The organism is Sutcliffiella halmapala (assembly GCF_002019665.1).
Classification (GTDB): domain Bacteria; phylum Bacillota; class Bacilli; order Bacillales; family Bacillaceae_I; genus Sutcliffiella_A; species Sutcliffiella_A halmapala.
Genome location: NZ_KV917375.1, coordinates 1,481,716 through 1,494,906, shown reverse-complemented (window position 1 = coordinate 1,494,906; position 13,191 = coordinate 1,481,716). Strand labels below are relative to the sequence as shown.

General features: G+C 36.9%; 14 protein-coding genes. All 14 read right to left on the bottom strand.

Annotated elements, in window-relative coordinates; all coding sequences use genetic code 11:
• Positions 1–3: 3 nt before the first annotated feature.
• Positions 4–633 carry a transcriptional regulator CcpN gene (locus BK580_RS07145; RefSeq protein WP_078379664.1) on the bottom strand — a complete coding sequence of 210 codons (630 nt, stop codon included), beginning with the start codon at positions 631–633 and terminating at the stop codon, positions 4–6.
• Between the two features lie 215 nt (positions 634–848).
• Positions 849–2,930 carry a glycine--tRNA ligase subunit beta gene (gene glyS, locus BK580_RS07140; RefSeq protein WP_078379663.1) on the bottom strand — a complete coding sequence of 694 codons (2,082 nt, stop codon included), beginning with the start codon at positions 2,928–2,930 and terminating at the stop codon, positions 849–851.
• Entirely contained in the window at positions 2,923–3,810 is an 888-nt protein-coding gene (glyQ, locus tag BK580_RS07135; RefSeq protein ID WP_078379662.1) for a glycine--tRNA ligase subunit alpha, read from the bottom strand. The genes glyS and glyQ overlap by 8 nt, the downstream gene beginning before the upstream one ends.
• Before the next feature lie 331 nt (positions 3,811–4,141).
• On the bottom strand, positions 4,142–4,903 hold the full coding sequence (gene recO / locus BK580_RS07130) for a DNA repair protein RecO (RefSeq protein ID WP_078379661.1): 762 nt from the start codon (positions 4,901–4,903) through the stop codon (positions 4,142–4,144).
• A 108-nt stretch (positions 4,904–5,011) separates the two neighbouring features.
• Entirely contained in the window at positions 5,012–5,152 is a 141-nt protein-coding gene (locus tag BK580_RS07125) for a YqzL family protein (protein WP_078379660.1), read from the bottom strand.
• A gap of 238 nt (positions 5,153–5,390) precedes the next feature.
• Positions 5,391–6,299: a GTPase Era gene (era, locus tag BK580_RS07120; protein ID WP_078379659.1), complete on the bottom strand. Its 909-nt coding sequence runs from the start codon at positions 6,297–6,299 to the stop codon at positions 5,391–5,393.
• Entirely contained in the window at positions 6,292–6,690 is a 399-nt protein-coding gene (locus BK580_RS07115) for a cytidine deaminase (RefSeq protein ID WP_078379658.1), read from the bottom strand. The genes era and BK580_RS07115 overlap by 8 nt, the downstream gene beginning before the upstream one ends.
• 117 nt (positions 6,691–6,807) lie before the next feature.
• Positions 6,808–7,206 carry a diacylglycerol kinase family protein gene (locus BK580_RS07110; RefSeq protein WP_078379657.1) on the bottom strand — a complete coding sequence of 133 codons (399 nt, stop codon included), beginning with the start codon at positions 7,204–7,206 and terminating at the stop codon, positions 6,808–6,810.
• Positions 7,181–7,657 carry an rRNA maturation RNase YbeY gene (gene ybeY / locus BK580_RS07105; RefSeq protein WP_078379656.1) on the bottom strand — a complete coding sequence of 159 codons (477 nt, stop codon included), beginning with the start codon at positions 7,655–7,657 and terminating at the stop codon, positions 7,181–7,183. Before ybeY ends, BK580_RS07110 begins: the two co-directional genes overlap by 26 nt.
• On the bottom strand, positions 7,654–9,888 hold the full coding sequence (locus BK580_RS07100) for an HD family phosphohydrolase (RefSeq protein ID WP_078379655.1): 2,235 nt from the start codon (positions 9,886–9,888) through the stop codon (positions 7,654–7,656). The genes ybeY and BK580_RS07100 overlap by 4 nt, the downstream gene beginning before the upstream one ends.
• A 99-nt stretch (positions 9,889–9,987) precedes the next feature.
• Positions 9,988–10,953 (bottom strand): PhoH family protein, encoded by a 966-nt coding sequence (locus tag BK580_RS07095; protein WP_078379654.1) that lies wholly within the window; start codon positions 10,951–10,953, stop codon positions 9,988–9,990.
• Positions 10,954–10,956: 3 nt separating this feature from the next.
• The gene (gene yqfD, locus BK580_RS07090; protein ID WP_078379653.1) at positions 10,957–12,144 is read right to left on the bottom strand and encodes a sporulation protein YqfD; all 1,188 of its coding nucleotides are present in this window, start codon (positions 12,142–12,144) and stop codon (positions 10,957–10,959) included.
• A gap of 15 nt (positions 12,145–12,159) precedes the next feature.
• Positions 12,160–12,444 (bottom strand): sporulation protein YqfC, encoded by a 285-nt coding sequence (gene yqfC, locus BK580_RS07085; RefSeq protein WP_078379652.1) that lies wholly within the window; start codon positions 12,442–12,444, stop codon positions 12,160–12,162.
• Positions 12,445–12,554: 110 nt separating this feature from the next.
• Positions 12,555–13,136: a hypothetical protein gene (locus BK580_RS07080; RefSeq protein WP_078379651.1), complete on the bottom strand. Its 582-nt coding sequence runs from the start codon at positions 13,134–13,136 to the stop codon at positions 12,555–12,557.
• Positions 13,137–13,191 lie beyond the last annotated feature (55 nt).

Genomic DNA, 13,191 nt, shown 5'->3' with positions numbered 1-13,191 from the left:
AATCTAGATAATTTCGTTATGCGCTAAGGCAACCAGCACTTTGGTAATGTTTGTTTTTGTAATTCTTCCTATCACTTCGTAACCTTTTTCTGTTTGCTTTACGACTGGAAGAGCGTCTATTTGCTTTTCGATTAATTTCTTTGCAACATCAATAATTAAGTCATCCTTAAAACAATAGGTCACATTTGGCATTCTAGTCATGATGATGTTAACAGGAACCGAAGTAAGTTCCTGCTTGCCGATACTCGCACGCAGTAAATCTTTTCTCGATAACACGCCAACTATTATTGAAAAATTATCCACTACAAATAATGTACCAACATCTTCTAGGAACATCGTACAAATTGCATCATACACAGATACGCTTTCATGGACTACTACTGGAATCGATGAATGGTCGTGAACCTGTATCTTATTAATTTTATCCGAAAGTAATTGTGAACCTGTCTTACCAGTATAGAAATAACCAACACGTGGCCTAGCATCTAAGTAGCCTGCCATTGTTAATATCGCTAAATCGGGTCGCAAGGTTGCTCTTGTTAAATGAAGTTGATCTGCAATAGCTTCTCCGGTAATAGGTCCTTGCTCTTTTACAATTTGTAAAATATGTTCTTGCCGCTTATTCAGTTCTATTGTCGTTCACCACCTTATTATAAATGCGATACTTATCTAGTCAATAAAATATTTCATTTTAATTGTGACATACTTTATATGTAAATATTATATACTAATTATACTGAAGAAGCTTACAATTGGAAAGAGGCTGACTAAATATAGTTTACTATTATTAGTCAGCCTTCCTCAAGATTTCTTATTTTATCATACGACGTATCATTTGTCTCACAATATTACTTTACGATAATCCCATTAATATTACCAAATACAGAAATTAGGCTAGCCAGTTTTCTCATTAACGCTAAACGATTTGCCTTTATTTGTTCATTGTCTGTCATAACCATGATATTTTCGAAGAACGCATCAATTGCTGGCTTTAACGAAGCTAACTCATTGAATGCCTCATGATAATCTTGATCGTTTACAGCTTGTAACACTTTTTCTTCTTTATCCAAGTAAAGTGTATACAATTGTTGTTCTTCTTTTTCTTGTAATAAAGCTGCTGTTAATTCCATCTCTGCGGTTGCTTTCTTGGCAATATTGCGCACACGACTCAAGGATTCCATAATTTCTTTAAAATTTTCATCAGATTTTTTCGTTTCTAAAGTTTCAGCCTTTTTCACACTAGAGCCCATATCCTGCAGTGGTAATTCTAAAATAGCATCCACGATATCGTAACGGATACCACGCTCAGATAGGTTATTTTTTAAACGTAATTTAAAGAACTGTATTACTTCAGCAGTAATAGCTTCTTGATCACGTTTGCCAATACTTTGCTCTTTGTAATGTGCAACAAATTTTTTAATAAGCTCTTCCAATGAAATAGACCATTGTTTTTTTATTAATATTTGGATAACCCCTGATGCTTGTCGTCTTAAGGCATATGGGTCTTGAGATCCTGTGGGAATCACACCAATTGCGAAGAAACCAACAATGGTATCCAATTTCTCTGCGATACTAAGAATAGCCCCTACATCTGATGCTGGCGTGTCATCATCAGCGGAACGTGGCATATAATGTTCATTTATTGCCCGTGCAACAATAGGATTTTCACCCTTGGCAATCGCATATTTCTCCCCCATGATTCCTTGAAGCTCTGGAAATTCATACACCATATGGGACACTAGGTCGAACTTGTAAATAGACGCCGCACGACTCACATTCTCTCTCGTTTCTTTACCAACCTGCAGAAGATTAGCCAGTTCAAGTGCAAATCCATGAACTCTTTTCACCTTTTCTCCTGTCGTTCCTATTTCTTCGTGGAAAACAATCTTATCTAATCTTTTTACAGCTTCTTCGATCACAAGCTTTTCATCTTCCCTTGAGAAGAAAGCAGCATCAGAAAGCCTTGCACGCAACACCTTCTCGTTCCCTCTTGCAACATTATCTAAGTTCTCATGATTACCATTACGAACGGTTACAAAATAAGGAAGTAGTTTTCCTTCCTTGCTTTTTACTGGGAAATAACGTTGATGCTCTTTCATTGATGTAATTAACACTTCTTCTGGTAAGGATAAATATTCAGATTCAAATGTTCCGAAAAGTGCGGTTGGATACTCGACCAGATTGTTTACTTCTTCTAATAAATCCTCATCCACTGGAATATCCCAGTTATTTTCATCTGCAATAATAGTAAGCTGCTGTCTAATCGCTTCTTTCCGTTCAAAGGCATTCACAATAACGTAATTGGAAAGCAGAGCTTCTACGTAATTAACCGCTTCTTTTAGCTCTACTTGGCCACCTAAAAAGCGGTGCCCTGTTGACACACGATCAGAATGAACGTTTGTAATTTGGACTGGAATTACATCCTCTCCGAATAAAGCGACTAGCCATTTAATCGGACGAACAAAGCGTAACTCCTCACTTCCCCAACGCATATTTTTCGGAAAATGAATACTTGTTAATACAGGTGCAATTGTTTCTAAAATTGCTTTCGTTTCTTTACCTGTAACATGCTTTTTAACGTGAGCGTATTCTACTCCATTAATTTCTTTAAAATAAATATCTTCTACAGTCAAGCCTTGCCCACGTGTAAAGCCTTGTGCTGCCTTAGACCAATCTCCGTTCGTATCAAGGGCTACTTTTTTAGCTGGCCCTTTCGCTTCTAACGTTACATCCGCTTGCTTTTCAACTAAGTCCTCTACCAACACAGCCAAGCGACGTGGTGTAGAATAAACATGAACATAACCGAACTCTAACTGATGACTCGTTAACCAACTTTTCACCTTTTCCTCTAACTGGTTCATTGCGTCGGTAACAAACCGAGCTGGCATTTCCTCTAATCCAATTTCTATTAAAAAATCTCGTTTACTCATTTATGTTCTCCCTCTTGTTTAAAATTGGAAAACCGAGCTTTTCTCTCTCTTCGTAAAAAGTCCTTGCTACTTTTCTAGCTAGATTTCGAACTCTTCCAATATAGCCTGTTCTCTCAGTCACAGAGATGGCACCTCTCGCATCTAATTGATTAAAGGTATGGGAGCATTTTAATACATAATCATACGCAGGATGAACTAAACCATAGTCCATTTGACGATGTGCTTCTTTTTCATAAATATCAAAAAGAGTAAACAGCATATCTGGATCCGAAGTTTCAAATGTATATTTAGAATGCTCATATTCTGGTTGAAGGAAAATATCACGAACTGTAAACCCTTCCGTCCATTCTAGATCAAATACATTCTCTTTATCCTGTATATAAGATGCTAAGCGTTCAATTCCATACGTAATTTCTACCGAAACTGGTTTACACTCTAAACCGCCGACTTGTTGAAAATACGTAAACTGTGTAATTTCCATTCCGTCAAGCCATACTTCCCAACCTAGTCCAGCAGCACCAAGCGTTGGCGCCTCCCAGTTATCCTCTACAAAACGAATGTCATGCTTTAATGGATCGATACCAAGCTTCTTTAAAGACTCTAAATATAATTCTTGTATGTTATCAGGTGATGGCTTCATTATTACTTGAAATTGATGATGCTGATATAGTCTATTTGGATTTTCTCCATATCTCCCATCAACAGGTCTTCTGGATGGCTCGACATAGGCAACATTCCATGGCTCAGGACCAATACTTCTTAGGAAGGTATATGGGCTCATCGTACCAGCACCCTTTTCCACGTCATAAGCTTGCATTAAGATACAACCTTGTTCTGACCAATGGTTTTGTAATGTTAAAATCATATTTTGAATGTTCAACTTTCAATCCCTCCAACTCTTATTTCTTACATTCCTTGTTGGCAATAAAGAATGAAAAATAGAAAAAACCTCTCATCTCTATGCCAACTTTCATCAGCATAGGGACGAGAGGTTTTCCCGCGGTTCCACCCTATTTGTAAAGAGCATCTCATCTCTTTACCACTTTATCCGTATTGCTCCAGAGCGCCTTCCCTGCAACTCTAACCCCTAGCTCTCACTATCCTAGGTTCGCTTTATTAGAGCGGAACAGGTACTATTCTCTTTCACTGCAATCATTATGAACGTAATTGGATAATAAATGATTTTTTTCGGAAAGTCAACCTTCGCCTGCCTATTTTTTATCAAGATTTACCTTTAACGAATCCATTTGCTTTAAGAAGCGTTTAGATTTCAACATTATCCCCGAATACGCGTCATAATATTCATCTAAAATAAAGCGTAATTCTTTTCTAGTTTCCTCTTTTAATGATAAGTTTCCTATCCTGTTTAAATCATAGTAATAAAAGGTTCGTAGGAGCCGTAATGTAGCTGGCGATGCTTTAATAAGGTGAGGATCCTTATGGAAACAACGATGACAAAGATAGCCACCCTCTTTAATCGAAAACGCAAAGGTACCTTCCGTAGATGAACAAGAAGCGCATTTATTTAATTCTGGTGTTATTCCAATCGCTTCTAGCATCTTTACTTCATAAATAAAGGTTAATATCTCTGGATCTATCCCTTCATTGATGTAGTGAAGCATCAAATAAAGTAGCTCATACAAATGAGGATTACGCCTTCCTTCCTCTGTTACTTTATCCAGTAATTCCACGACATATGAAGAATAGGCAGTCAAAAATATATCCTCTCTTATTGAACGCATCGATTCTAGAATCTCACCTTGCTGCAAGCTTCCTAAGCCACTTCCCTTTTGAAAAAGATACATTCCGTGAGAAAACAGTTGTGAAACGGATGTAAGCCTGCTACTAGGCTTCGTTGCTCCCCTTGCCATAACACCAACTTTTCCCAACTCTTTGGTGTAAAGTGTGACAATTTTATTTGATTCTCCGTAGGCGTTTGTTCTAATTACAATACCTTCACACTTATGTAGCAAATTCGCACACCTTCCCGCACTAAATAAAGTTCTTTTAACTCATATTGTAAGCACCACAACATAAAAAGGCAATCTACACGATGTAAATTGCCTTTGTATTAGCCATCATTATGAAATTGGTAAGTCGCGATGCGCCAGCTCTTCTGATTGTTCGGGTATATCGACATTCTCCTTTTCGAGCTCTTTAAAAAGAAGATAGGTATCAATATTACCTGTTTCTTTAAAGACTTTCCAGGTAAAATCCAACATTGTTAACCCCACCCTTTCTGTAGTAAAGACCAGCATACTTATTCCAATTCCTATATGACTATGATGACCGTTCAAGGGCCAAAACATGTTAGATAAATTTTGTAAATTCCCTGTCAAATTTAACTGCTATGATTGTCCGCTCGTCTTTTATTTTTTTTGCAATAAGAATGTATTATTTATTTAAGTTTGAGCACTGGCTATCTAGTCATAAATAGAGTGAGCCAGTTTCGTTTTTTCTTTAATATTCGTCTGCGTTAAACCCAAAGTCACGTAGTTGGGATTGTTTATTACGCCAATCCTTTTGGACCTTCACCCAAAGTTCTAAAAAGACTTTTGAGCCTAATAGCGCTTCAATATCGATTCTTGCTTTTTGTCCCACTTCTTTTAAAACTTTTCCTTGTTTACCAATGACTATACCCTTTTGAGAATCGCGCTCTACCACAATCGTTGCCTGAATATCCACGATATCTCCACGTTCTCTTTTTTTCATAGAGTCAATAGCTACAGCGATGGAGTGAGGGACTTCCTCTCTCGTTAAATGGAGAACCTTTTCACGAATTAGCTCTGCTACAATAAAACGTTCTGGGTGATCTGTCACCTGGTCCGCTGGGTAATATTGTGGTCCCTCTGGCAAGAATTTCTTAATCTGCTCTAATAGGGTCTCCACGTTATTTCCTTGAAGTGCAGAAATAGGAACAATTTCTTTAAATGGAAACAATGATTTATATGTTTCCATCAATGGCAGGAGTTCATCGGGGTGCACTTCATCAATTTTGTTTATTACTAAGTAAACTGGAGTATTCGTTTCTTTCAGTTTCTCAATAATAAATTCGTCTCCTCTTCCTAGACCTTCTTTTGCATTAATCATAAATAAGACAAGGTCAACCTCTTTTAACGTATTTTGCGCCACCTTCATCATAAAATCACCTAATTTATGCTTAGGTTTATGAATACCAGGAGTGTCGATAAAGACAATTTGTGCGTCATCTTGAGTATATACACCTTGTATTTTATTTCTAGTCGTTTGTGGTTTGTCACTCATAATGGCAATCTTCTGACCGATAACACGATTTAAAAATGTTGATTTACCAACATTTGGCCTACCAATAATGGAAACAAATCCTGACTTATAATTAGCTTCAATCATTTAAATCCTCCGGTGAGAAAGCTCCTGGCAGTAACTCTGCTACAGTTAATTCTTGCACATCACCATGGAGGTTGGTTAGGATAACTTTCGTTTCAGGCGCACATAGCTCCGATATAACTTGGCGGCACGCTCCACATGGCGGAACTGGACGACGTGTGTCAGCGACAACAGCAATGGCGTCAAACTCTTTTTGGCCTTCTGAATACGCTTTAAAGAGGGCTGTACGTTCTGCACAATTACACATACTATATGCAGCATTTTCAATATTGCATCCGCGATAGACCTTTCCGTCTTTTCCTAGTAAGGCTGCACCTACTTTGAATTTAGAATAGGGTGCATAGGCTAATTCTCTTGCTGCTTTTGCTTCTTTAATTAAAGCTTCGATGTTCAATATGTTTCTTCCTTTCTTCAATAAGCTTCAGGGTCGCGTTACTTATATTTTACCTTAAATTGCATTGTAAATCACGCTAAAATTAAATAAAAATATAAAAAATTTTAAATTTTCAATTTATTTGACAATAGCAAGCAAATAAGGCCCAAATAAGATTACCCCTATTATAACAGAGATGCAAGCAAAAACTAAGGCAGCCGAAGCCGCCACATCCTTGGCGATTTTAGCAAGAGGGTGAAAATCTTCTGTTACAAGATCTACCACATTTTCTATGGCAGTATTCATGATTTCTATAACTAACATTCCACCAATTACCAAAAATAACACTAGCCACTCTTGCTTTGTAATTCCTAAATAATAGGATAACGCTATCATAAAAATAGCAATTGTAACATGGACCTTTATATTCCTCTCAGTTCTAAGCACAAACAATAGTCCGGCAAACGCGTAGAAAAAACTTCTGGTAAAAGACCCACGATATCCTTTTTTATTACGTTCTTGAGAGGCCATAAGCATCTAAAATTTCCTTTTGTTTCTGAAACATTTCTTTCTCTTGTTCCTCTGTTTCATGATCATAACCTAATAAATGAAGGAAACCATGCAAGGCTAAAAAACCAAGCTCTCTTTTAAATGAATGACCATATTCTTCGGCTTGTTCCATCGCCTTAGGAACGGATATGATGATGTCTCCAAGTACTCTAGGGGCCTCATCATCGTAAATTATTTCTATTTCCCCTTCTCCTATCTCTTCCATTGCAAAAGAGATAACATCCGTTGCTTGGTCTTTATTACGATAGTCACGATTAATTTCTTTTATTTTTTCATTATCAACAAAAGTTACAGATAGCTCCGCCTTCTCGACGACGGATTCCGACTTTGCTGCAAAAAGTAGCAGTTCTTTAATTTCCGTCCATTTTTCAGTTGATATTTCTGAGGTTTCGTCTATCATATCGATTTCCAACATTATTCCTCATCTCCCTTTTTCTTTGTTGCTTCTGGGTATTCAATTCGCGAATGAAAGATACCTTGTAAGGTTTCACAAAATGATTGTCCGATGGTTTCAAGTTCTTTAAAGGTTAAAGAGCAATCGCTATATTGGGCATCTTGTAATCGATCACTAATAATAGCTTTAACAATAGATTCTATTTTATCTGGAGTTGGATTATTTAGAGACCGAACTGCCGCTTCAATACTATCTGCAGTACCAACTATTGCAGCCTCTTTCGTAGTAGCTTTAGGCCCTGGATAACGATATTCCGATTCAGTGATTCCATCATTCTTTTCCTTTGCTTTATGATAGAAAAATTTCAACAAAGAAGTACCGTGATGCTGTGCGGCAATATCTATAATTTCTTTTGGCATATTATGCTCACGTAAAATTTGAGCCCCATCTGTAGCGTGTGCAATTATAATATTTCTACTGGTTTGCGGAGGCAATTTGTCATGTGGGTTATTGCTTCCCAATTGATTCTCAATAAAATAATGCGGCCTTTTCGTCTTACCAATATCATGATAATACGACGCTACTCTTGCTAAGAGTCCGTTTGCCCCCACCGCTTCACATGCAGATTCAGAAAGATTTGCAACCATAACACTATGGTGATAAGTACCTGGAGTCTCCATCAAAATTTTTCTTAATAACGGATGGTTTGGATTTGATAGCTCCAGTAATTTCATTGTAGATAACATCCCAAATCCTACTTCGAAAAACGGAAGTATCCCTATGGTTAACACAGCTGAAACGACTCCTGACCCTACTGCCATTGTGGCATGTGTCCCTATTTCAACCAGCTCACTAACACCTGAGAAATCCCGGTTAGTTAGCATCATCATGGCGATTACTGTTACTACGTTAATTAAGGAAACAAATAACCCTGTTTGTAAAATCGTTAATCTACGGTTATGCTGATTCAAGAATAATACTGCAGAAACGGCTGAAATAATCAGGTATGCTCCAACTGTATAGTTCATTGCACCTGGCACCGTATTAAATATGAGACTTCCACTAATTCCAAAAATGATACTTGAAATTATGGCAATCCGATCGTCAATGAGCATTTTGATTAACATTGCTCCCATTGCCACTGGAGCAATATAACCTATTTCAGTTGTATTTATCGTTTGGAACAGACTGAATATTTTCAACAAAACTAACGTAATAGTAAAAATAAGTAAATACATGGTTAGATAAGTGTTTTTACTATGAATGGTTGTATCAATATTTCTAAACAAATACGATAAGGCAGATACCACCAATGATATTATGATAGCTAATCCAACAAAAGGGGTAATGGAATTAGATTGATCAACAAAACCAGCTGCATCTAAAACTCTAAACTTTTCTCGGTCAATAAATTCCCCAGCCTTCACAATGACATCACCTTGCGAAATCCGAACTGGATCGACTTTATCCTCTTCTTGTTGCCTTAAATCTTGTGTTAATTCAGAATCGTAAATAACATTAGGTATAATCGCTAAATTGGCGATATTAATCCCTATACTCCTTATACTTATCGGGAAATTTGCATAATCCTGTATTTCCTGAACTGCTGCATTTTTAGCATTCCTTAATTCTTCTTCGATGCGAATTTTCTTAGACATCGCATTATTTAAAGCAGTTACAGTCGCATTCCTTAAGCGTGATAAATCAGCTTCAGACATATCTAATAACATTGTATATTCTTCATCTGAAATAGAAGTCCTCCAGTCTTCAGTAACTTGACTAGTAAGATTTTCTTTCAGCAGATTCAACTTTTCCTCTACGGATAATTTAAGAGGTTCTGTTTCTGGGGTTTCGGTTTCCTGTGAATCCTCAGATTCCACAGGATTGGTTGTTTCCGGTACTTTTTCCATCGTTTCTATCTTTTTTTTCACTTCTTCTACACTATCAAATATCTTATGTACTCTGTCCGCTTGTTGAATTGCTTTTTCTCTATCATGACGATATTGATCATCTATACTATCTGCAGCTTCTCTTCTTTTCATTTCTGTTGCTTCACGATCTTCAAAATTATGCGGGGCGACAATCGTTCTTTCAGCCTGAGAGAATAACTCTACGTTGATCTCTTCTGGCTTTACATTGCTATACATTAGTCCAAACATAACAATACCAAGTAAACAATAGATAATAATATGATAAAATTTAAACCCTTTTATTTGCTGAAAAGAAGTAAACCACCTAAAACGACCCTTCTTCATAAACTCCCCTCCTTCATAGAAAAGCGTAAGCGGCTCGCTCAGCTCCGACAAGCATAAGACAGATTTCTACAAGCGAAAGAGCCCCAATAAAGGGGCTTTTTATTTTTCTTCTAACTTTTCGTAAGCTGCAATAATTCTCGCAACTAAAGGATGGCGAACTACATCAGATTGCTCCAGTTCGATAAATTGAATACCTGAAGTGTTTTTCAAAATATCCCTTACTACATTCAATCCAGACTTCATTCCCTTAGGTAAATCAATTTGAGATACATCGCCTGTAATAACCATTTTAGAACCAAAGCCAAGTCTTGTTAAAAACATTTTCATTTGTGCGGCTGTAGTATTTTGGGCCTCGTCCAAGATAACAAAAGCATCATCTAAAGTTCTACCTCTCATATACGCTAGCGGCGCAATTTCAATGGTTCCTCGTTCAATTAATCGTTGAGTATGTTCTGACCCAAATACATCGTGTAGAGCATCATAAAGTGGTCTTAAGTACGGGTCCACTTTCTCCTTTAAATCTCCTGGAAGAAACCCTAAGCTTTCTCCAGCTTCTACTGCAGGACGTGTTAAAATAATCCGTTTTACCTGTCCGTTTTTTAATGCTGTAACTGCCATAACAACAGCTAGATAGGTTTTCCCGGTTCCAGCTGGTCCAATTCCGAAAACTAAATCTTTTTTCTTGATAGCAGAAACGTATTGTCTTTGTCCTAAAGTTTTAACTCGAATGGATTTCCCTTTAACATTTTTCGTAAGTTCTTCCTCGTATAAATCTTGAAAAGAATCTAGCTTATCTTCACGTGCTAATTGAATGGCATAGACCACATCTCGCTCACTAATGGAGATACCTTTTCTAATCACCAATAATAAGTTCTGTAGGACACAATCGACCATTTCTACATTTTTAATATCACCAGAGATATTAACAGCTTCACCACGTGTTACAATTGAAACCTTCAATTCTTCTTCAATTCTTTTTAAATGAACATCTTGGTTGCCAAAAAGCGCAATAGCTTCATTCGGATTATTTACTTGTTGTTTCATCATCACTAGTTCTTCTGACATTCCTCAGTCTCCTTGAATAATTGGCTCTATTTTTACAATATTTTCAATGACTTGGTAATGAATATATATTTTTACTTTACCATTCTCTGTTTCATGGTGCAAAACTTTTTCTCCTTTAATCACTGCGTCTTCTGCTAATTTTCCTGCTAATTCTTTTTTCGATATGACAAGTGCCTCTTCTATTGCTTCTTCCACATCATAATTTTTCTCGACTTTTTCCGTTTCATGAATTGTTTTCCCAGCATAAGAGATTGGCAGCCTCCATTTCCAAAAGTAAGCCGGACGCTCTACTTTATATTCTTTTGTTTGTTTATAATCAGGCTGAAAAAATCCCCAAATTGGTATTTCTATATTTCCTATTTTAACATAATGCTGCTTATATGCCTCCCCAGTAAGTACGGAGAGAGTTTGTTTTAAAGGAATATTAACCTCAGACATGTACCATGTTTCTCCAAGCACTTCCCCAACTGCAGCGATAGATTTTTTATTATCTTCTTTTCCAATTAGACCTGACACTAGTAAGTCTCCCTTTTCCACATGATCGTTTATCTGTACCATTGGTTGTCCTTTTTCAACAAACACTTTTGCAATGACAGCCTTTTTAGATGCGCGGAAATTGCGTGGAGAAAGTTGTTCTATTTTTTCTGGTTCATTTTTTTCTACGACTTCAAAATGGTAAGAGGTTCCGTTTAATTCCACTCCAACCCAAGTAATTTCACTAATTGTATCGGCTAAATACTTTTGGATACTTTCGACATCACGGATAAAAAATTGGAACTTTCCTTTTTTAAGCCCAAGCTTGTTCAATTCTTGCACAATCTTATGCTCTGTTGCTGGATTTGCCCCTTTAATTTCAATACTCCATACCATATTTGATAATAAAAAGATGGTAAGTACACAAAGAATTACACCTGTAACTATTCCGCTGTTTCTTAAAGAGTATTGCAAGAGAAACGGAAAGCCCTTTCTAGTTAAGAAGCGAAATTTACATTCTTGATTCTTAATAAGGCTCCTTAGCTTTTTAATGTCTTTCAATAAAACATAACATGTGTAGGCTTCAGCACCCAATTTCTTCACTTGCCATATTTGTATTCCATGCCTTGTACAATCATTGAGGAATCTTTCCACCCCTCTACCATGAATAATGATTTTTACACTTCCAGAAAAAAAGTTAATCCATTGATTTTTCATGAAAATCCTCCTAAATTATTCATTCAAATAGAGTACTTGGCTTATTTTTCCTTCAAGTAAAATTTCTTCTGGAAGTATCGTCCTTATGACAAACGACTCGCCTTTTACAAGAAGCTGACCTTGCTTTAGCATGAGGCGGATTTCCGTGTCACTAAAGGTAAGCAATCCACGATGGTTTTCAATATATATATGTATTTGTCCAATCATTGTTATTCGAGGCAGATCCATCATGACATCTGCGGGCAATTCCATATTTTCTGACATCCAGCTGTTCATTCTCGCTCGAAACTTTTTGAGCATGGAAAAACCCCCTTTCCTCTCATGTGTATGAGAAAAAAGAGGGTTCTATCACTGAATTTCGATGTTCATAATAAAAAATCCCATACCGACTTACCGGCATGGGATTTCCTTTACCTTTTTTTTCTTGCAGCAGAAAAATGTTGAGAGTAAATTGGTCGATGTGGATTTCTAGAGCGTGGTTGCCCTAAAATTTCAGACCACATAACTCCCTCTACTACTCTTTTCGGATTGATTTTATATTTATCATTCACTACTTTACCTTCTGAAAGCTGTAGCTCTTGTTTTAAAATAGGGCTATTTCTAGATATCTCCTGTTGTTTAATGGAGAGTTCTTGAACTTTATCTTTCATATTATCCTGGATAGTGGAAACTTGTTCTTTCTTCTTTTCCATATATGGAGAGAATGTTTCTCGAACTTTCTTCTCCAATTCTTCCTTCGTCTCCTGGAAAATATCAATATCCCAATCAAAACGCGGCTTTTCTTCCGTTTGAACAGGCTTAGCTTCTTGACGAACATCTTCTCTATTTGGATAAGAAGATTGAGAATTCGTCTGCTCAGTTTGTCGTTTCTGTTGCTGACGTTTTTTCTGTTCCTCTTCTTGCGGCTTTTTTCTAAAAAAACCTGTAAGCGCACCAAGTAGCAATATTAAAAGAAATGGGTTTTGACGTATTAGTTCCCATATTGCATCCAAAACAAAATCTCCTCCCTTCATTAAGGAGTAGGGGAAAACACAAGTGTTTCCCCGT

Excerpts from the sequence above, each read along its gene's own strand:
- yqfD (WP_078379653.1), bottom strand. The coding sequence starts at position 12,144 with ATGAAAAATCAATGGATTAACTTTTTTTCTGGAAGTGTAAAAATCATT.
- yqfC (WP_078379652.1), bottom strand. The coding sequence starts at position 12,444 with ATGCTCAAAAAGTTTCGAGCGAGAATGAACAGCTGGATGTCAGAAAAT.
- glyS (WP_078379663.1), bottom strand. The coding sequence starts at position 2,930 with ATGAGTAAACGAGATTTTTTAATAGAAATTGGATTAGAGGAAATGCCA.
- BK580_RS07100 (WP_078379655.1), bottom strand. The coding sequence starts at position 9,888 with ATGAAGAAGGGTCGTTTTAGGTGGTTTACTTCTTTTCAGCAAATAAAA.
- BK580_RS07125 (WP_078379660.1), bottom strand. The coding sequence starts at position 5,152 with ATGTTGGATTTTACCTGGAAAGTCTTTAAAGAAACAGGTAATATTGAT.
- BK580_RS07095 (WP_078379654.1), bottom strand. The coding sequence starts at position 10,953 with ATGTCAGAAGAACTAGTGATGATGAAACAACAAGTAAATAATCCGAAT.
- era (WP_078379659.1), bottom strand. The coding sequence starts at position 6,299 with ATGATTGAAGCTAATTATAAGTCAGGATTTGTTTCCATTATTGGTAGG.
- BK580_RS07110 (WP_078379657.1), bottom strand. The coding sequence starts at position 7,206 with ATGCTTATGGCCTCTCAAGAACGTAATAAAAAAGGATATCGTGGGTCT.